Source organism: Enterobacter sp. MGH 4, assembly GCF_000534735.1.
Lineage (GTDB): Bacteria > Pseudomonadota > Gammaproteobacteria > Enterobacterales > Enterobacteriaceae > Enterobacter > Enterobacter intestinihominis.
In genome coordinates, this window is record NZ_KI973289.1 from 1,128,507 (window position 1) to 1,148,248 (window position 19,742).

The following is a 19,742-nucleotide window of genomic DNA, read 5'->3' on the forward strand; positions in this document are numbered from 1 at the left end:
TAGCTTAAACAGAGACATTGTCAGTTCAGGAGGCACGATTTACCTCAATGACCAGCCAATGATGGATCACGTTGACGATATACTGTTGCTGCTGCGCACTCAGCGGCACGCCCTGCGGGATAGCATGCCACTTAGCCAGACAACCCCGGCAGCAGGTTGCCGTGGCATGCTGGGCGATAAAAACCGGATGGCCGCGCATCGGCGTCTGCTTACCGTCATTCACCGGGTGTGCAGGCGCCAGCCGCGCGGCGACAAAATCAGCGGCATGCTTATCGATAGTGTCAGCGCCCTTATCCCAGCAGTATTGCCGCTCTTTCATCCCTAAATGAAATCGTGAACGAAACGTGGAGCGAGCCAGGCGCGTGAACAGAGGATCTAACGTGGACATCAGTATACAGACCGTCCAAGGCGTTTGGTCAGCTGTTCCAGCGCCGCGACGCCCGCCAGTGAGTTGCCGGTCTCGTCCAGTTCCGGGCTCCAGACGGCAATCGCCATCTCGTGCGGAACAATGGCCACAACGCCGCCGCCAACGCCGGATTTAGCCGGCAGCCCCACGCGCCAGGCAAACTCCCCGGCGTTTTGATACATTCCGCTGGTTGCCATTAAGGCGTTGATCTGCCGGGCCTGCATCGGGGAGACAACGTCCTCGCCCAGATGCGGGGCATGGCCCTGATGCGCCAGAAACAGAAAAGTCTGCGCCAGTTCAACGCAGTTCATCTTCAGCGCGCAGTAATGAAAATAGTTTTGCAGCACCGTGGCGACATCATTATGAAAGTTGCCGAAGGACTTCATCAGCCAGGCGATGGCGGCGTTACGTGCAGAGTGTTCAAACTCAGAGCGCGCTACCACCGGATCGTAGGCGATGTCCTGCACGCCGGAAAGCTGCCGCACAATCTGGAGCATACGCTGGCGCGGCGCGCTCAGACGGCTTTGCAGCATATCGCACACCACCAGCGCCCCGGCGTTGATAAACGGGTTGCGCGGCTTACCCTGTTCGATTTCAAGCTGGAGAAGGGAGTTGAAGGGCTGACCGGAGGGATCTTTGCCCACCCGCTGCCAGATCTCCTGCTCGTCATACTGGCGCATGGCGGCAACGAGGCTAAGCACTTTTGAGATCGACTGAATTGAAAAGCGCTCCAGTGCATCTCCCGCCTGAAAACGCTGCCCGTCGACAGTACAAATGGCGATGCCGAGCTTATTACCGCTGATCGAGGCCAGCGCGGGAATGTAATCGGCAACCTTACCCTGCCCCAGTAACGGACGAACCTGCGCCAGAATCTCGTCCAGCATCTCATTATGGATGACCGCAGCCACACTTTGCTCCTTGCCCTCAGGCTAAAACGGGCTGCGAGTATAACAGAGGCTTATACGTCACGTCAGGCAGGGAGACGAAAACGCGAGACGGCCTGCAACAAAAGATCTGACTCCCGATGCAGGCGCTCAGAGGCATTCGACGCTTCGCTAACCAGCACATCTGTCTGACGCGATACCTGATTCAGCGCCTGAAGTTGGCGCGTCATCTGATGAATGCTTTCCCCCTGATTTAGAGTGGCCAGCGAAATATCATTGAGCAGGCTACTCAGATTGGCCACCAGCCCGGTGACCTGCTGGAGATTTTCTTCCAGACGGTTTACCACCTGAGAACCTTCTTCAATGCCCTGTAGCGAGTGGTTAATTAGCGACTGAATGGTTTGCGTAGAGTGACTGCTTTTTCTGGCCAGCAGCCCCACTTCACGGGCGACCACCGCGAACCCGCGCCCCTGTTCTCCCGCATGGGCGGCTTCAATGGCAGCGTTGAGGGCCAGAATATTGGTCTGAAACGCCACGCTGTCGATCATGGCGACGATCCCACGCATCTCTGAGGATCGGTCGACGATCGTCTGCATCGAGCCATTCACCGCTGTCATCATTTGCTCCCCGCCGACGGCAGCCTGTCGGGCTTCATCCGCGCGCGAGCGGGCGAGTTTTGCATAACCCGTGTTCCCCTCAACGTGGGTTTCGAGATCAGCGATATGCGCGGTCACTTCCTCCAGCTCTTTGGCCTGTCGCGTGGACTGCTGATAAAGCTTCTGGTTCCCCTGCGCAAGTGACCCGATATTTTCGACCATAGAGGTCGTGGCCTCGCTGACCTGAGTCACCAGTTGCTGGAGCCCGCGCTGCATGGCGGTAATACTGCCGCTGAGCTGGCTGATTTCACGGTTAAAACGCACAACGTCAGGGGGTATTCCCGACAAATCCCCTGCCGCAAGCTGGTTAATATGGACAATCAGACGGCGTAGCGGGGATATCACCCATTTCGCCATTGCAAACCAGACGGCAATGGCAATAGCCAGCAGCACCAGCGGCGCAAACAGGAACAGCCGTTGCAGGCCTGAGAGTTGTTCCATGAGCGACTGACGCCCCTGTATCGCCTGCTTCTCACTCCGTTGCTGATAACGTGCAAAGTTGTCATTAAAATCGGTCTGAAACGCCTGGGCGGGTACGGCGAAAAAGAGGTCGATGCTGTTGGTTTTCACCAGCCCTTCCGCCTGCTCGCTAATGGCACCGAAGAACAGCTGATAGCTATTAACAAGCCCCTCGTCCTGCGGAGGATTAAGCGCGAGCCAGGCTTGCCATGCCTGCTGAGACGCCGCCAGGGATTTTTGCGCCTCGTCCATCAGGCTATGCCAGCTCCCTTCCGAACCGGTCTCTTTATCCTGCATAAAGTACACCCCGGAGCGGTTGAGCAGATCGCTCGCCGCAAGCAGCGAAATACGCGCCTGATCCAGTCTGCTCTGTTGCTGCCAGGCCAGCTGATTGCGCTGTTCGTTACGCTGGGCTTGATTCAGGGAAGCGGTAAGCAGGAAGGAGGATGAAAGTTGCAGGGCGGAGAAAAGGCCGATAATACAAAAGATGCCGGTCAGCAGGCCAAACTGACGAGGAAAAAAGCGCTGCGCAAGACGACGAAAAATTTGCGTTAGGTTCATAATTTTCTTCTGTAACAATACGTTAGACGCGAGCGAGTCTACGAAACGAAAATGACAGAACCATTGCAAAATAATGACAGGAAACGTGAATTGCCGGGTAGCGGCCTTGCCCTACCCGGCATCAACATTACACGCGATCCTTCCAGACCGTCTGAACGTTACAGAACTCATGCAGACCGAAATGTGAAAGCTCTCGCCCGAAGCCGCTCTTCTTCACTCCGCCAAACGCAACGCGCGCATCGCTTGCGCTGTAGCCATTGATAAAGACTCCGCCGCACTCCAGCTCGCGAGAGAAGGTTTCAGCCAGCGCATCGTTCGCGGTAAAGACCGTCGCTGATAAGCCAAAGTCGCTGTCGTTAGCCAGCTGCAACGCGTGCGACGCATCATTGGCGACGGTAATCGCAGCCACCGGGCCAAACAGCTCCTGACGGAAGGCCGTCATCTGTGGGGTGACGTCGCCGAGTACGGTTGGCGCATAAAAGTTACCGGTCCCGGCAAGCTTCTCGCCGCCGAGCAGCAGGGTCGCCCCTTCCGCCAGCGTAGCCTGTACCTGCTGATGCAGTTCATCGCGAAGATCAAATCGCGCCATCGGGCCAATATAGTTATCTTCCTCATCCGGTGCGCCCATTTTCAGCGCCTTGACCGCGTCAACAAAGCGTTGGGTAAAGGTGTCCGCCACGCCCGCTTCCACAATAAAGCGTTTCGCCGCCGCGCAAACTTGTCCGGTATTCTGATAACGTCCGGCCACGGCCGCGTTGACAGCCAGATCCAGATCGGCATCATTCAGAACGATAAACGGATCGGAGCCGCCCAGCTCCAGCACGCATTTCTTCAGCGCCGCGCCCGCCTGCGCGCCAATTGCCGCACCAGCCCGAACGCTGCCGGTTACAGTCACCGCCGCGATACGCCGATCGTTAATCGCCTGGCTGACGCCGTCATTTGTCGCGTTCACCCAGCCAAAGATCCCCTCCGGGAAACCGGCATCCGCGAACACCTTCCCGATAAGCGCCGCCGAGCCGAGCACATTTGGCGCATGTTTAAGCAGATAGCTGTTCCCTGCCAGCAGGATCGGCACCGCACCGCGCAGCACCTGCCAGAGCGGGAAGTTCCACGGCATCACCGCCAGAATAGGCCCCAGCGGACGGTACTCAATCACCGCATTGTCGACCTGGGTAGATTCCGGGCGCAGCATTGCCGGGCCGTATTCAGCGTACCAGTCGCAAAGGCTGGCGGACTTAGCCACCTCCGCACGCGCCTGCCCAATGGGCTTGCCCATCTCCCGGGAGATAGTCTGCGCCATCTCTTCCGCACGGCTACGCAGCGCCGCACCCAGATCGCGAAGTTTTTGCGCCCGGTGCGCTACGCTTTCGCGTCGCCACTGACGAAAACCGGTATCCGCCTGCGCAATGGCACGTTCAACGTCACCGGACGTTGCCCACGGGTAAGCAGCCAGCGTTTCGCCGGTAGCCGGGTTGACAGAGTGGGCATGGGTAGCAGATGAATACGTCATGAAGTTCTCCATGTAATAACAGTTGATTGATTGTGGCCCACTCTGCTATTTCTTAAAAATGAATAATACTCACCACCTTGTTCACGAATCGAGAACGGTATGGACTTAACACAGCTTGAGATGTTTAACGCCGTCGCACTGACCGGCAGCATTACCCAGGCGGCGCAGAAGGTACACCGGGTGCCGTCAAACCTCACCACCCGCATCCGACAGCTTGAAGCGGATCTCGGTGTGGAGCTGTTTATTCGCGAGAATCAGCGCCTGCGGCTTTCCCCCGCCGGGCACAATTTTTTGCGCTACAGCAAGCAGATCCTGGCGCTGGTCGACGAAGCGCGAATGGTCGTCGCCGGGGATGAACCGCAGGGATTATTCTCGCTCGGCGCGCTGGAAAGTACCGCCGCCGTACGCATTCCGGAAAGTCTGGCGCGGTTTAATCAGCGCTATCCGCGCATTCAGTTTGCGTTATCCACCGGGCCTTCCGGTACGATGATTGACGGCGTGCTTGAGGGGACGCTCAGCGCCGCCTTTGTCGACGGGCCGCTCTCACACCCCGAACTGGAAGGAATGCCGGTTTACCGGGAAGAGATGATGCTGGTCACCCCTGCGGGCCATGCGGAAGTGTCAAAAGCCACGCAGGTGAGCGGTAGCGACGTGTATGCCTTTCGCGCCAACTGTTCCTACCGGCGTCATCTGGAGAGCTGGTTTCATGCTGACCGCGTAACGCCGGGAAGGATCCACGAGATGGAGTCCTACCACGGGATGCTCGCCTGCGTGATTGCCGGGGCAGGCATTGCGCTGATGCCCCGCTCCATGCTGGAGAGTATGCCGGGGCATCATCAGGTGGCGGCGTGGCCGCTGGCGGAAAAATGGCGCTGGCTCACCACCTGGCTGGTGTGGCGACGCGGGGCGATGACCCGCCAGCTTGAGGCGTTTATAGGGCTGCTAAACGAACGTCAGCCACCAGTGTCTTCTCCATAAACAGGCTCAGCGGATCCTCGTTGTAGGGGGCAAACGCGGGGCGCCGTTCGTATCCACTCTGTTGATACAGACGAATAGCGGCGTGTTGTTTGATCCCCGTCTCCAGCCGGACGGTGTGGCAGCAGCGGCTGAGGGCTTCATCTTCCAGCGCCGCCAGTAATTTATCACCCAGCCGTTGCCCGCGATGGGTTGGATCAATATAGACCCGTTTCATTTCCCCGGTCCCGTCCCCGTTCAAAACAACAGCGCCACACCCGACAGCGTTAAGCTGAGTGTCACGAATAATCATCAGGATCAGCGAGTCGTCCGGCAGTTCGGTTAAATCCAGCAGATGATTACTTTCCGCGGGATAGAGAACGCTTTGATAACGGTCCAGCGCCGTAATCAGGGCGAGAATATCTGGATGATGGGCGGATTCAGCGGTAATAGAATACATGGCAGGCTCCTTGTCGTTTTCGTTCAACATACCGCCCGCCCTGTATACCGGCGACATAGTTTTTAATGATGACCGTAATCCTGGAGACGAAGGAAAATTTTCCCCTTCATATACAGCGTGGCCTGCCCGCCAATCAGCACACGGTCGCCTTTCAGCTCGCAGCGCAGATCCCCGCCACGGGAGGAGACCTGGCGGGCCGACATCTGCGTTTTTCCAAGCTTTTCGCTCCAGTACGGGATCAGCATGCTGTGCGCTGATCCCGTCACCGGATCCTCCGGTACCCCTTCCCCCGGGCAGAAGAAGCGGCTGACGAAATCATACTCATCCCCCGGCGCCGTAACGCAGACCATTTTCCCCAGCGGGAGCATGGCTGTGATATCCGGCGTCAGCGCCTCCACCTGCCGCTGGCTGTCGAGCACCAGCATGTAATCGCGCCCTGCACGCACCTCTTTTGCCGCGTTAATGCCCAGCGAGCTGAACAGCACTGGGGGTGGAGTATCGACAACCTCGGTTGACCACGCCGGGAAATTCAGCGTCAGCCAGTCGCCGCTGCGTTGTACCGTCAGTTCGCCGACAAAGCGCGTGGTGAAGGTGATTTCCGTATGTGGATAATCCAGGTATTCGAAAATAACGTGAGAAGCCGCGAGGGTTGCGTGGCCGCAGAGGTTAATTTCATCCTGCGTGGTAAACCAGCGCAGTTCAAACCCGTTATCCGTTCGGACAAAGAACGCCGTCTCTGACTGATTATGCTGCTTCGCCATCTTCAGCAGCGTCTCATCCGGCAACCACGCTTCCAGCGGACACACCGCCGCCGCATTGCCGCCGAACGCCCTGTCGCTGAAGGCATCCACCAGATAAAAATCAATTTCCTGCATCGTTGGTTCCTCTTAGATTTATTCAGCGCAGAAATACTGTGCCCTTCAGATACAGCGCCGCCTGCCCGCCCATCCGCACGCGGTCGCCTTCCAGTTCGCAGCGTACGTCGCCACCACGGGCAGAAACCTGACGGGCAAACATCTGTGTTTTGCCAAGCTGTTCACTCCAGTAAGGGATCAGCATGGTGTGCGCGGAGCCGGTGACAGGATCTTCCGGCACGGCCACGCCCGGCGAGAAGAAACGACTGACAAAGTCGTATTCCCCCTCGTCCCGGGCGGTGACGGCCACTTTATGCTCCCCCGGCGTCATGGCGGAGAAATCCGGATTAATGGCTTCCACTTGCTCGCGGCTCTCCAGTACCAGCACCCAGGCGCGGCCTTTTCGCGCCTCGACGTAGTGGCTGATACCGAGTGCGGCGAGCATCTCCGGTGGCGGCGTCTGTGCCTGCGTCGGGCAGGCCGGGAAGTCCAGCGTCATCCAGTCACCTTCACGGCTGACGGTCAGGCGACCAGAAGCGGTGTCAAAATGAAGGCGTGAGTCCGGATAATCCAGTTCGTTAAACAGAACATACGCCGCGGCAAGCGTCGCGTGACCACACAGATTAACCTCGGTGAGCGTGGTGAACCAGCGCAGCTCAATCCCCCCTTTGGTGCACACAAAAAACGCGGTTTCCGACTGGTTATGCTGTTGTGCCATCCGCAGTAACGTCTCATCCGGTAGCCACGCGTCGAGCGGGCACACCGCCGCCGGGTTGCCGCCAAAGGAGGACTCGCTGAACGCATCTACCAGATAAAAATCAATCTCCTGCATTGTGTTACCGCCTGTTTTTGTTGTGTTGTTCTTTATCTTCAATGAAAACAACCGCGTTCGCTACCGCTGCATGAAGGTAAATTTTGTGATTCACATCACATAACGGTTGAGTTTTCGCCGTTTAAGGCTTTAAGATCGTCTCCTCATCTTTCAGGCAACGAATCCCAGATATCCCTATGACAACACACACGGTTTCCCGCAGGGTCGCGTGGCTACGCGTGGTCACGCTCGCCATCGCAGCGTTTATTTTCAACACCACGGAATTTGTTCCGGTTGGGCTGCTGTCCGACATTGCAGCCAGCTTCCATATGGAAACGGCACAGGTTGGCATTATGCTGACCATCTATGCATGGGTGGTAGCGCTGATGTCGCTGCCGTTTATGCTGCTGACCAGCCAGATGGAACGTCGTAAGCTGCTGATTGGGCTGTTTGTGGTGTTCATAGCCAGCCATGTGCTGTCATTTATGGCATGGAACTTTACGGTGCTGGTGATCAGCCGCGTCGGCATCGCGTTTGCCCATGCCGTTTTCTGGTCGATCACCGCATCGCTCGCCATTCGTCTCGCCCCGGCGGGGAAACGCGCCCAGGCGCTGAGCCTGATTGCCACCGGAACGGCGCTGGCGATGGTGTTAGGCCTGCCGATCGGGCGCATTGTGGGTCAATACTTCGGCTGGCGCACCACCTTCTTTGCCATCGGCATGGGGGCGCTGATCACCCTGGTGTGTCTGATCAAACTGCTGCCAAAACTGCCCAGCGAACACTCCGGCTCGCTGAAAAGTCTGCCGCTGCTGATGCGTCGACCAGCGCTGATGAGCATCTATCTGCTGACCGTGATTGTGGTGACCGCCCATTACACGGCCTACAGCTATATTGAGCCGTTTGTTCAGGTTGTGGCGGGCTTTAGCGCTAACTTCGCCACCGTTCTGCTGCTGATCCTGGGCGGCGCGGGGATTATCGGCAGCATCCTGTTCGGGAAGCTGGGCAATAAGCACGCGTCTGCGCTTGTAAGCAGTGCGATTGGCCTGCTGCTGGCGTGCCTGCTGTTACTGATGCCTGCGGCAGGCAGCGAGAGTCATCTGGCGATCCTCAGTCTGTTCTGGGGCGTGGCGATCATGATTATTGGTCTGGGAATGCAGGTCAAAGTGCTGGCCCTGGCCCCGGACGCCACGGACGTGGCAATGTCGCTGTTCTCGGGAATTTTTAATCTGGGAATTGGGGCCGGTGCGCTGGTGGGAAATCAGATCAGCCTGCATGTATCGATGTCGGCCATTGGCTATCTCGGGGCGATTCCCGCGCTGATTGCGCTGATCTGGTCGGTGCTTATCTTCCGTAAATGGCCGGTCGCGATGGAAGAACAGACCAGCCACGGTTGACGTTAGTTGTGCCGGGTGGCGGCTTCGACCTACCCGGCCTAGGTTATTACGGACTTGTAGGCCGGGTAAGCGCAGCGCCACCCGGCAATGTCCTCAGTGATACGTCTTAACAATCTCCAGTACGCCGTTAATAATAAACTGCACGCCCATACAGACCAGCAGGAAGCCCATCAGACGGGAGATAGCTTCAATCCCCCCCTTGCCCACCCAGCGCATAATCGCCCCGGAACTGCGCAATGACCCCCAGACAATAATGGCAATAAGCGCAAAAATGATCGGCGGCGCAACGGTGATAACCCAGTGCGGAAATGTCGACCCATCACGCACCGTTGAGGCGGAACTGATGATCATCGCAATCGTTCCCGGCCCCGCCGTGCTCGGCATGGCTAACGGCACAAACGCGATATTGGCGCTCGGTTCGCTTTCAAGCTCCTCCGATTTGCTTTTGGCTTCCGGCGATTCATGCGCTTTATGCGCCGGGAACAGCATCCGGAAACCAATAAACGCCACAATCAGCCCACCGGCGATACGCAGACCGGGAATCGAAATACCAAAAGTATTCATCACCAGTTGTCCGGCGTAATAAGCCACCATCATAATCGCGAAGACGTAGACGGAGGCCATCCTCGACTGCTGGTTGCGCTCCGCGCTGTTCATGTTACCCGCCAGCCCCAGAAAGAGCGCCACGGTCGTTAACGGGTTCGCCAGCGGAAGCAACACCACCAGCCCAAGCCCCACTGCTTTAATCAAATCCAACATAATGCACCGCAGTCCTTATCCTTATTCATTACCGCAATTATAGGGGGAAAGTCTCGTCCTGAGCTATCCGCGCAACGTAACCATAATTGTCCCGCGTAACTAATAACCCCAGATTATCTATATGATTTAAAAGCGTACAGAAAAAGTTCCTGAAGCGTTTTAGCAATTCGTGGCATCGGCTGATCCATTCAGTTGACTTATACTTGCCTGAGCAATAATATCTGCCGTGACTAAACTACTTGCCAGGGCAACCATTGTGAAAAGCACCAGTGATCTCTTTAACGACATAATCCCACTGGGTCGTCTTATTCATATGGTTAACCAAAAAAAAGATCGCCTGCTCAATGACTACCTGTCACCGCTGGATATCACCGCAACACAGTTCAAAGTGCTGTGTTCCATTCGCTGCGAAGTGTGTATCACGCCGGTTGAGCTGAAAAAGGTGCTCTCTGTCGATCTGGGTGCGTTAACCCGCATGCTGGATCGTCTCGTCTGCAAAGGATGGATAGAACGAAGCCCTAACCCGAATGACAAACGTGGCGTACTGGTGAAACTGACCAGCGATGGCGCGGCCATGTGTGAGCAATGTCATCAATTAGTAGGACAAACACTGCACCAGGAACTGACAAAAAACTTAACGGCAGATGAAGTGGCAACGCTTGAGCTTTTACTCAAGAAAATCCTGCCGTAAACAGAAAAAGAGGTATGACGATGTCCAGACGCAATACTGACGCTATCACCATTCATAGCATTTTGGACTGGATCGAAGATAACCTGGAATCTCCACTTTCCCTTGAGAAAGTGTCTGAGCGTTCAGGTTACTCAAAATGGCACCTGCAACGGATGTTTAAAAAAGAGACCGGCCATTCATTAGGACAATATATTCGCAGCCGTAAGCTGACGGAGATTGCCCAAAAACTGAAAGAAAGCAATGAGCCGATCCTCTATCTGGCGGAACGCTACGGATTTGAATCGCAACAAACCCTGACGCGTACGTTCAAGAACTACTTTGACGTGCCGCCTCATAAGTACCGTATTACCAGTATGCCGGGTGAATCCCGTTATCTGTATCCGCTAAAACATTGCAGTTAATCATCGCCTGTTAAGACGTAACCGAGGAAATCATGAAATTTATCGTCTCCGCCGCCCTCACCTTGCTGGTGCTGGTTTCCGGCCAGAGCTTCGCGGAGCAAACCCCCAGTGCGGGGCAGCAAAATAATCGTGACACCATGATTATGCCGTCCACGCAAAACCAGTCGCCCTGGGACTTCAATCACATGGGCGCTGGCAGCGACAAATCCGACGAATTAGGCGTGCCGTATTATAATCACGACCTGTAATTCGTTTTTGCCCCGCTAATGCGGGGCTTTTTTCTGCCTTAACTCCGCACCCGCGTCGCCCGACGCACCCGCAAGCCAAAGACGTTGATATACAGCCCGGCCATAATCAGCCCTGCGCCACACAGTTGCAGCGCGCTGAGCGTTTCATCCAGCAACAGGGCGGCGCTGGCAAGCCCGACCACCGGTACCAGCAGCGATAACGGCGCCACGCGCCAGGTTTCATAGCGCCCGAGCAGCGATCCCCAGATGCCGTAGCCAATGATTGAGGCGACTAATGCCAGGTAGATCAGCGACAAAATGGTCGTCAGGTCGATCTCCACCAGGCTTTTCAGCATCACCTGCGGTCCATCCAGAATAAACGACGCGGCCATAAACGGCACAATGGGGATCAACGCGCTCCAGACCACCAGCGACATGATCCCAGGACGCGACTCATGCTGCATTATCAGCTTGTTAAAGATGTTGCCGCACGCCCAGCTCAGCCCCGCCGCCAGGGTGAGCATAAAGCCCAGCAGCGCGACATGCTGACCGTTGAGGCTGCCTTCTATCAGCACCAGCACGCCAAATACCGCAAGGCTAATGCCCGCCAGCTGTTTGCCCTGCAAACGTTCGCCAAAGACAAACGCGCCGAGAATAATGGTAAAGAAAGCCTGCACCTGAAGCACCAGCGAAGCCAGACCCGCAGGCATACCGAATTTGATGGCGCAAAAAAGAAACGCAAACTGACCAAAGCTGATGGTGAGGCCGTAGCCCAGCAGAAGCTTCAGGGGAATCTTTGGACGGGCAACGAACAGCAGCGCCGGGAAGGCCACCAGCAGGAAGCGCAGACCCGCCAGCATGAGTGGAGGCATGTTGTGCAACCCCATTTTGATGACCACAAAATTGAGTCCCCACACCACGACAACCAGTAACGCTAACAGCCCGTCTTTCCGCGTCATTTTCCGCCCCTGAATTATTAAATTTTTGTAAACACTTCAAGGTAACAGAAAAAATACCCCCGCGAGAAGATCATTAATTCTGGTACTGAGGAGAAGCACTTGCGGATAAATTGGGTGCTATACAAGCTGCCGATCCCATGATAATCCTGTAATAACACAACAAAAAAAGCATAAGCATTTGTCGGGCAGGAAAATGAAACCATCAATCAGGCGCTCAACCGCAGCGCTACTGGCATCGTCATTGTTATTAACAATTGGCCGCGGGGCAACGCTGCCCTTTATGACCATATATCTCACACGCGTGTACGATATGAGCGTGGAGAATATTGGCTATGCCCTTACCGTGGCGTTGACCATTGGCGTGGTGTTTAGCCTGGGGTTTGGCATCCTGGCGGACAAGTTCGACAAAAAACGCTATATGCTGGTCGCCATCGTGGCCTTTATCGCCGGGTTTGTGGCCATTCCGCTGGTGAATAGCGTGACGCTGGTGGTGTTGTTCTTTGCCCTGATTAACTGCGCCTATTCCGTCTTCTCAACGGTGCTGAAAGCGTGGTTTGCCGACGTGCTGACCTCCAGCGAAAAGGCGCGCGTTTTCTCACTCAACTACAGTTTCCTGAACATCGGCTGGACGATTGGGCCGCCGGTTGGCACTCTACTGGTGATGTACAGCCTGCAACTGCCGTTCTGGCTGGCGGCCTTCTGCGCCGCACTGCCGCTCGGGTTTATCCATTTCTTTGTGCAGAAAAGCGTAGCGTCTGACAGCGTGGAGGAAAAAGCGCCGTGGCAGCCCTCGGTGCTGCTGAAGGACCGGGCGCTGTTCTGGTACACGCTCTCCGGCCTGCTGGCGTCCTACGTGGGCGGATCGTTCGCCAGCTGCATTTCCCAGTACGTCCTCGCCGCGTATGCGGACAGCGATTTCGCAGAAAAGGTGGTGGCCGTTGTGTTGCCCGTCAACGCGGTGGTGGTGGTCTCCCTGCAATACGCGCTTGGCCGCAAGATCTCCGCCAGCAACATCCGCCCGCTAATGACAGCCGCAACGCTCTTTTTCATCCTCGGGCTGGGCGGGTTTATGATCTCCGGCGAGAACCTGCTTTACTGGGGGATTGCGGCGGCGATTTTCACCCTGGGTGAAATTATTTATGCCCCGGGTGAATACATGCTGATCGACAATATCGCCCCGCCGGGCATGAAGGCGAGCTACTTCTCCGCCCAGGCGCTGGGCTGGCTGGGCGCGGCGGCGAACCCGATGATCACCGGGCTCATCCTGACCCATCTGCCGCACTGGTCGTTATTTATTATTATGATGGCCGCCATCATTGCGGCGTGGCTGATGGTTTTGCGCGGGATGCGCGTGAAAAGTGAAGATAGCGTGTCGGGTGGCGCTGCGCTTACCCGACCTACGAAACCCTAATCCCACGCCGGGTAAGGCTAAGCCCCCACCCGGCAAATCCAACAGCCTAGTGGTGCAACATCTCCTCCACCACCTGCTCTTTGTACATCTCGTTCGGGTAGTAGGTCGGCCAGTTATCCATCTCTTTCAGCAGCGCCTCGTGGGAGGTGTTGCCCATAAAGATATGGAAGTGTGAAGAGGCTTTCGGCCCGATGGTATGATCGCTGAACTGCACAAACTTAGGCGCCTGGCTTGCCTTATCCTTACATTCAAACAGGTAGCGCACGCCTTTTTTCCCCGACGCATAGGTCAGAATTTTATAGCCGCTGTAGTCGTAGCGGCAGCTGCTCACCGTTTTGCCTCTGTGGAATTCCATCACGTTGTTTTCAATGCCGATGGCGTCCACGTCCGTCGCGTAGCCCTTACGGTAGTAGGCTTTCACCTCGGCAGCGGATTTTTCCCCCTTCTGCGCTTTCTTTTCGAAAACCGGATCCAGCGAACCATCAAGCAGGAACGGGTAAACAGACTGCCAGGTCCCGTCCCAGTCAGACAGCGTCCTGTCCCTGACGTCTTTATCCTCAAAGACGCCGTTTGCCGCCTTCTGTTCCGCCTCCGTCATCTGATGACCGTGCGAATGGGCAAAAAGTGAGCCGCTTACCAGCAGCGTTCCCAGAGTCAGCGCAATTTTTCCAAGTTGTGCAGCCACAGCAAAACCCTCATTCCGTGTTATAAGAATGAGGATGTTATAGTATAACATTTCAGATCGCAACCAGTCCGCGAACCCCCTCCTGCTCCATGTTCTCACCGCGCCCCTGCTGGACGATGCTGCCGCGCGACATCACCAGATAGCTGTCGGCCAGCTCCGCCGCAAAATCATAAAACTGCTCCACCAGCAGGATCGCCATATCCCCCCGGTTCGCCAGGCTGCGGATCACCTGCCCAATCTCTTTAATCACCGACGGCTGTATACCTTCCGTAGGTTCATCCAGGATCAGTAACCGTGGACGGCTCGCCAGCGCGCGACCAATCGCCAGCTGCTGCTGCTGACCACCGGAAAGATCGCCTCCGCGACGGTGTTTCATCTCCTTCAGCACCGGGAAAAGCTGCCAAATCTCCTCCGGCACGCTCCTTGCGTTTCCCGCGGAGAAGCGCGACAGTCCCATCAGCAGGTTTTCTTCTACGGTCAGACGCGGAAAAATCTCCCGCCCCTGCGGAACATACGCCACGCCGGACTGCACCCGCTGGTGCGGTTTACTGTGAGTGATGGTCTTTCCCTGCCAGACCACCTCCCCGGCTTTCACCGGGATCAGCCCCATCAGGCACCTCAGCAGTGTGGTTTTCCCTACCCCGTTGCGCCCCAGCAGGCAGGTAACTTCCCCGACCACCGCCTCAAAGCTCACCCCGCGCAGAATATGACTTCCGCCGTAGTACTGATTCAGCTCGTTAACCTGTAACATCCCCTCTCCTTAGCGTCCCAGATAGACGTCAATCACCTGCTCATTGGCCTGTACCTCGCGAAGCGAGCCTTCGGCCAGTACGCGCCCCTGATGCAGCACCGTGACGTGGTCGGCGATGGTCTCGACGAAGCCCATATCGTGCTCAACCACCATCAGCGAATGCTTGCCTGCCAGAGTTCGGAACAGCTCGGCTGTGTATTCCGTCTCTGCGTCGGTCATACCGGCGGCGGGTTCGTCCAGCAGCAACAGATGCGGATCCTGCACCAGCAGCATGCCGATCTCCAGAAACTGCTTCTGCCCGTGGGAAAGCAGCCCGGCGCGGCGATCGCGCTCGCTGCCAAGCCGCAGCAAAACCAACATCTCGTCAATGCGGTCGCGCTGCTCGCCGCTGAGTTTTGCCCGCAGGCTCGCCCAGACGGACCTGTCGGCTTTCATGGCGATTTCGAGGTTTTCCCCTACGGTCAGCGCTTCAAACACGGTCGGTTTCTGGAACTTACGGCCAATGCCCTGACGGGCAATGGCCGCCGGTTCAAGGGCTGTCAGATCGATGGATTGATCGTAAATAGCCTTCCCGCTTTTTGGCCGGGTTTTGCCGGTGATCACGTCCATCAGCGTAGTTTTACCGGCGCCGTTAGGGCCAATGATGCAGCGCAATTCTCCAATGCCGATATTAAGTGAGAGATCGGTCAACGCCTGAAAACCATCGAAACTGACGTTAATGGCCTCAAGCTGCAACACAGGATCGGTCTGCTCACGGTAACGATCGCCCGGTAGCTGGCGGGTAAAGAGTCCTTCAGAGGGCTGCATTAATTATCTCCCTTACGAAACAGACCGAACACGCCGCGCGGTAAAAAGAGCGTCACGGCGATGAAAATCAGCCCAAGAAACAGTTGCCAGTACTCCGGCATCGCCACGGTGAAAAAGCTCTTCGCACCATTGACCAGCGCCGCACCAATCACCGGGCCTACCAGGGTGCCGCGCCCGCCCAGCGCCACCCAGATGGCCGCTTCAATCGAGTTGGTCGGCGACATTTCACCCGGGTTGATAATACCCACCTGCGGAACGTACAGCGCCCCCGCCAGACCACACAGTACGGCGGAAAGCATCCAGACCAGCAGCTTGAAGCCGCGCGGATCGTAGCCGCAGAACGTCAGACGGTTTTCCGCATCGCGCACCGCCGTTAAAATGCGGCCAAATTTACTCTTCGCCAGCGCGTAGCCTGTGCCCAGGGCCAGAAGCAGCAGCATGACCGTTGCGAGAAACAGCGCGATCCGCGTGGTGGTCGCCGTAACGGAAAACCCGAGCAGCGTGGTAAAGCCGGTAAAGCCGTTATTGCCGCCAAAACCGGTTTCGTTGCGAAAGAACAGCAGCATGCCCGCATAGGTCAGCGCCTGGGTCATGATGGAAAAATAGACCCCTTTTATCTTCGAGCGGAAAGCAAACCAGCCGAAGACCAGCGCCAGCAGGCCGGGGATCGTCACGATTAACACCAGAGCCCAGGCGAAATGCTGCGTTCCCCACCAGAACCAGGGCAGTTCGCTCCACGAGAGAAACGACATAAACGCGGGCAGCCCGTCCCCGGCCGCCTGGCGCATCAGGTACATGCCCATCGCATAGCCGCCCAGGGCGAAGAATATGCCGTGCCCCAGCGAGAGCATACCGGCATAGCCCCAGACCAGATCGAGGGCCACGGCGACAATTGCGTAGCAGAGGATCTTGCCGATAAGCGTCAACATCCACGTCGAAACGGCCAGCGGATGGGTGGCGGGTAACAGCGCGAGAAAAGGCAGCACCAGCAGCGCCGCAACCAGCAGACTGCCGAAGATTTGCGCGGTGCGCGGTGCCCTGCGCGCCAGTGTTAAGGTCAATGGCTGGCTCATCAGTCTGTCACCCTCCCTTTAAGTGCGAATAACCCCTGCGGACGTTTCTGGATAAACAGAATGATCGCCGCCAGAATCAGGATCTTGCCCAGCACGGCGCCCATCTGCGGTTCAAGAATTTTATTGAAGATCCCCAGACCAAAGGCCGCCGCGACGCTACCGGCCAGCTGGCCGACGCCGCCGAGCACCACCACCAGGAACGAATCGATGATGTATCCCTGGCCCAGCTCCGGCCCCACGTTCCCCAGCTGGGACAACGCCACGCCGCCCAACCCGGCAATGCCGGACCCGAGGCCAAACGCCAGCATATCTACCCGTCCGGTGGGAACACCGCAGCAGGCCGCCATGCTGCGGTTTTGCGTCACCGCCCGCACGTTGAGACCCAGACGCGTTTTGTTCAGAATGAGCCAGGTGAAGAACAGCACCAGCAGTACAAAGCCGAGCACCACAATACGGTTCCAGGGCAGCGTCAGGTTGGCGAAAACCTGCACCCCGCCGGACAGCCAGGCCGGGTTAGCGACCTCAAGGTTCTGGGCGCCAAAGGTCATTCGCACCAGCTGGATAAGCATCAGGCTGATCCCCCAGGTGGCGAGCAGGGTTTCCAGCGGGCGGCCATAAAGATGGCGTATCACCGTGCGCTCCAGCACCATTCCGATGCCTGCGGTCAGGCAAAACGCCACCGGCAGCGCCACCACCGGATAGAGCGCTAGCCACTGAGGCATCCACTGCGCCATCACCTGCTGCACCATCCAGGTGGCATACGCCCCGAGCATCAGCATTTCACCGTGAGCCATGTTAATCACCCCCAGCAGACCATAGGTGATAGCCAGCCCGAGCGCGGCCAGCAAGAGTACCGACCCCAACGACAGGCCCATGAAGGCCTGCCCCAGCAGTTCGCCCCACATCAGCCGGTGCTGAATACGCTCCAGGCTCTCAGCGGCGGCGGCACGTACCCGTGCGTCCGGCTCGGTTTGCGTCCGGGTGAACGGCGTCAGCGTGGCCTGCACGTCCGGATCGTCAGACTGTCCCAACAGCTCAACAGCCTTGAGCCGTACTTCAGCCTGTGGGCTCGTCAGCTGGAGGTTTGCCAGCGCCAGCATCAGCGACTGTCGGGCGACGTCGTCCGTTTCGCTACTGGCCCGCTGTTGCAGAAAGCCGAGCATATCCGGCTGGGCGTCACGCTGAAGTTGCCGCGCGGCATGACGCCTTTCTGTGACACTGTCACTGACAAGCTGATGCGTCGCCAGCGCCGTGACGGTTAACACGCGCAGTCGGTTGGTCAGCCGCACGGCTTTGGTCGATCCTTCGGCGCTTTTTGCCGCGCCCAGGGCAACCATTTCGCCGTCGATGCGGGTAAATGCCTTCTTCTGGCTGTCGGTATAAAGGTTCTCCTGTTGCAGCGCCTTAAGCAGCGGCAAACGTGCAGGTTCCGGCGTGGCTGCCCAGCGGGTCAGCATGGCGGTTTGCTGGCTGCGGCTAGCGGCAACGAAATCATCGGCATCCGATGCCTGCGCCATCCCTGGCAGCAGTCCGGTAAGCCACACAATCGCAATCATCATGCGTATGGCGTTCATGACGTCTCTCCCTGGTGGTGGCTTAGTTGCTGGCGGTTTTCATCGGCTGGTCAGGCTTTTTGTCATTCCCGGCGATAAACGGGCTCCACGGCTGAGCGCGTACCGGCTGTTCGGTTTGCCAGACGACGTTGAACTGGCCGTTGCCTTCAATTTCACCAATCATGACGGGCTTATGCAGGTGGTGGTTGGTGGCGTCCATGGTCAGCGTAAAGCCGGACGGCGCGTTGAACGACTGGTCCGCCATTGCCGCGCGCACTTTGTCCACGTCGGTTGTTCCCGCTTTTTCAACCGCCTGCGCCCACATATGCAGGCCAACGTAAGTCGCTTCCATCGGATCGTTGGTGACCACGGTATCGGCATTCGGCAGCTTATGGGCTTTCGCGTAGGCTTTGTAAGCCGCGACAAAGGTCTGGTTGGTCGGGTTGTCGACGGATTCAAAGTAGTTCCACGCCGCCAGGTTACCCACCAGCGGTTTGGTATCAATGCCGCGAAGTTCTTCCTCGCCCACCGAGAACGCCACCACCGGCACGTCTGTGGCTTTCAGCCCCTGGTTCGCCAGTTCTTTATAGAAAGGCACGTTGGAATCACCGTTGATGGTGGAGACCACTGCCGTTTTGCCGCCCGTGGAGAACTTTTTGATACTGGCGACGATGGTCTGGTAATCGCTATGACCAAATGGGGTGTAGACCTCTTCAATATCTTTATCTTCAACGCCTTTCGAGTGCAGGAAGGCGCGCAGGATCTTGTTAGTAGTCCGCGGGTAAACGTAGTCCGTACCCAGCAGGAAGAAGCGCTTCGCGCTGCCGCCGTCCTCGCTCATCAGGTACTCCACCGCCGGGATCGCCTGCTGGTTAGGCGCCGCGCCGGTATAGAAGACGTTAGGTGACATCTCTTCCCCTTCATACTGCACCGGATAGAACAGCAAACCGTTCAGCTCCTCAAAAACCGGCAGAACCGATTTACGCGATACGGAGGTCCAGCAGCCAAACACCACGGCGACCTTATCCTGGCTCAGAAGCTGGCGGGCCTTTTCGGCAAACAGCGGCCAGTTGGATGCCGGGTCAACCACCACCGGCTCCAGCTTTTTCCCGAGCACGCCGCCTTTAGCGTTGATTTCATCGATGGTCATCAGGGCGACATCTTTCAGGGGCGTTTCTGAAATGGCCATCGTGCCGGAGAGAGAGTGCATAATCCCGACTTTAATGGTCTCTGCGGCCTGGACGCCAAAGCTCATTCCCATGGCGATGACGGAGGCGGACAAGGTGAACGCTTTAATAAAGGTACGACGGTGCATATTTTCACTCCTGAAAAGAAAGCTGTGCGAAGACGTCCGTTACCGCCGGACGCAGAAAAAAGTAACGCCAGTTTCAGGAGAGCAAAAACAGTGCCAGGTTGCAGAGACAGGATTTTAAAGGGATCGAAGAGAGGAGTGACGGGAAACGACTCAGAATGGTA

Annotated in this window: 21 protein-coding genes; 6 read left to right on the top strand and 15 right to left on the bottom strand. The window is 57.1% G+C overall.

The genetic code is table 11. The annotated features are described in order from the left end of the window. Positions 1–25: 25 nt before the first annotated feature. The 4 genes from L350_RS17060 to sad all read right to left on the bottom strand — a co-directional run bounded on the left by L350_RS17060 (position 26) and on the right by sad (position 4,476). Positions 26–388, bottom strand: a complete 363-nt coding sequence (locus tag L350_RS17060) for a DUF4186 domain-containing protein (protein ID WP_022648114.1) — start codon at positions 386–388, stop codon at positions 26–28. Then, positions 388–1,314, bottom strand: a complete 927-nt coding sequence (gene glsB, locus L350_RS17055) for a glutaminase B (protein WP_003857165.1) — start codon at positions 1,312–1,314, stop codon at positions 388–390. The genes L350_RS17060 and glsB overlap by 1 nt, the downstream gene beginning before the upstream one ends. Positions 1,315–1,376: 62 nt before the next feature. After that, a complete protein-coding gene (locus L350_RS17050) occupies positions 1,377–2,966 on the bottom strand; it encodes a methyl-accepting chemotaxis protein (RefSeq protein ID WP_023300101.1) in 1,590 nt (529 codons plus the stop codon). A gap of 127 nt (positions 2,967–3,093) precedes the next feature. Beyond that, entirely contained in the window at positions 3,094–4,476 is a 1,383-nt protein-coding gene (gene sad, locus L350_RS17045) for a succinate-semialdehyde dehydrogenase (protein ID WP_032624260.1), read from the bottom strand. 99 nt (positions 4,477–4,575) lie between these two features. Between sad and ptrR the strand changes: the two genes are divergently transcribed. Continuing rightward, positions 4,576–5,454, top strand: a complete 879-nt coding sequence (ptrR, locus tag L350_RS17040) for a putrescine utilization regulator PtrR (protein WP_032624261.1) — start codon at positions 4,576–4,578, stop codon at positions 5,452–5,454. Here ptrR and L350_RS17035 read toward each other — a convergent pair. From L350_RS17035 to L350_RS17025, 3 genes are all read right to left on the bottom strand, one after another. Continuing rightward, complete coding sequence (locus tag L350_RS17035; protein WP_032624262.1) at positions 5,408–5,890, bottom strand: GNAT family N-acetyltransferase; 483 nt, start codon at positions 5,888–5,890, stop codon at positions 5,408–5,410. The two genes, ptrR and L350_RS17035, sit on opposite strands and share 47 nt — an antisense overlap. 62 nt (positions 5,891–5,952) lie before the next feature. After that, positions 5,953–6,765 (bottom strand): PhzF family phenazine biosynthesis protein, encoded by an 813-nt coding sequence (locus L350_RS17030; protein WP_032624263.1) that lies wholly within the window; start codon positions 6,763–6,765, stop codon positions 5,953–5,955. A gap of 22 nt (positions 6,766–6,787) precedes the next feature. Beyond that, positions 6,788–7,576 carry a PhzF family phenazine biosynthesis protein gene (locus L350_RS17025; protein WP_023306191.1) on the bottom strand — a complete coding sequence of 263 codons (789 nt, stop codon included), beginning with the start codon at positions 7,574–7,576 and terminating at the stop codon, positions 6,788–6,790. A 176-nt stretch (positions 7,577–7,752) separates the two neighbouring features. On the opposite strand from L350_RS17025, the gene L350_RS17020 reads away from it, so the two are divergent. Beyond that, entirely contained in the window at positions 7,753–8,949 is a 1,197-nt protein-coding gene (locus tag L350_RS17020) for a sugar transporter (RefSeq protein ID WP_022648106.1), read from the top strand. A gap of 93 nt (positions 8,950–9,042) precedes the next feature. Here L350_RS17020 and L350_RS17015 read toward each other — a convergent pair whose 3' ends face one another. Beyond that, positions 9,043–9,708 (bottom strand): MarC family NAAT transporter, encoded by a 666-nt coding sequence (locus L350_RS17015; RefSeq protein WP_032624264.1) that lies wholly within the window; start codon positions 9,706–9,708, stop codon positions 9,043–9,045. A gap of 256 nt (positions 9,709–9,964) precedes the next feature. Here L350_RS17015 and marR point away from each other — a divergent pair, with 256 nt between their 5' ends. The 3 genes from marR to marB are packed head-to-tail and all read left to right on the top strand — an operon-like array spanning position 9,965 to position 11,048. Next, a complete protein-coding gene (gene marR, locus L350_RS17010; RefSeq protein WP_020884159.1) occupies positions 9,965–10,399 on the top strand; it encodes a multiple antibiotic resistance transcriptional regulator MarR in 435 nt (144 codons plus the stop codon). 20 nt (positions 10,400–10,419) lie between these two features. Next, positions 10,420–10,800, top strand: a complete 381-nt coding sequence (gene marA / locus L350_RS17005) for an MDR efflux pump AcrAB transcriptional activator MarA (protein WP_001303241.1) — start codon at positions 10,420–10,422, stop codon at positions 10,798–10,800. A 32-nt stretch (positions 10,801–10,832) separates the two neighbouring features. Further along, positions 10,833–11,048, top strand: a complete 216-nt coding sequence (gene marB / locus L350_RS17000; RefSeq protein WP_023300098.1) for a multiple antibiotic resistance protein MarB — start codon at positions 10,833–10,835, stop codon at positions 11,046–11,048. A gap of 38 nt (positions 11,049–11,086) precedes the next feature. Here the strand turns inward: marB and eamA are convergent, their stop codons facing one another. Continuing rightward, complete coding sequence (gene eamA / locus L350_RS16995) at positions 11,087–11,986, bottom strand: O-acetylserine/cysteine exporter (protein WP_023330139.1); 900 nt, start codon at positions 11,984–11,986, stop codon at positions 11,087–11,089. 193 nt (positions 11,987–12,179) lie between these two features. Here eamA and ydeE point away from each other — a divergent pair, with 193 nt between their 5' ends. Beyond that, complete coding sequence (ydeE, locus tag L350_RS16990) at positions 12,180–13,397, top strand: efflux MFS transporter YdeE (RefSeq protein WP_032624265.1); 1,218 nt, start codon at positions 12,180–12,182, stop codon at positions 13,395–13,397. A gap of 46 nt (positions 13,398–13,443) precedes the next feature. Here ydeE and zinT read toward each other — a convergent pair whose 3' ends face one another. The 6 genes from zinT to urtA are packed head-to-tail and all read right to left on the bottom strand — an operon-like array spanning position 13,444 to position 19,581. Then, positions 13,444–14,082 carry a metal-binding protein ZinT gene (gene zinT, locus L350_RS16985; RefSeq protein ID WP_023306187.1) on the bottom strand — a complete coding sequence of 213 codons (639 nt, stop codon included), beginning with the start codon at positions 14,080–14,082 and terminating at the stop codon, positions 13,444–13,446. Between the two features lie 52 nt (positions 14,083–14,134). Further along, entirely contained in the window at positions 14,135–14,833 is a 699-nt protein-coding gene (gene urtE, locus L350_RS16980) for an urea ABC transporter ATP-binding subunit UrtE (RefSeq protein WP_023300094.1), read from the bottom strand. Between the two features lie 9 nt (positions 14,834–14,842). Then, complete coding sequence (gene urtD / locus L350_RS16975) at positions 14,843–15,640, bottom strand: urea ABC transporter ATP-binding protein UrtD (RefSeq protein WP_032624266.1); 798 nt, start codon at positions 15,638–15,640, stop codon at positions 14,843–14,845. Beyond that, positions 15,640–16,713, bottom strand: a complete 1,074-nt coding sequence (gene urtC / locus L350_RS16970) for an urea ABC transporter permease subunit UrtC (RefSeq protein ID WP_032624267.1) — start codon at positions 16,711–16,713, stop codon at positions 15,640–15,642. The genes urtD and urtC overlap by 1 nt, the downstream gene beginning before the upstream one ends. Further along, complete coding sequence (urtB, locus tag L350_RS16965; RefSeq protein WP_032624268.1) at positions 16,713–18,287, bottom strand: urea ABC transporter permease subunit UrtB; 1,575 nt, start codon at positions 18,285–18,287, stop codon at positions 16,713–16,715. Before urtB ends, urtC begins: the two co-directional genes overlap by 1 nt. Positions 18,288–18,309: 22 nt before the next feature. Then, positions 18,310–19,581, bottom strand: a complete 1,272-nt coding sequence (gene urtA / locus L350_RS16960) for an urea ABC transporter substrate-binding protein (RefSeq protein ID WP_032624269.1) — start codon at positions 19,579–19,581, stop codon at positions 18,310–18,312. Positions 19,582–19,742: the final 161 nt, after the last annotated feature.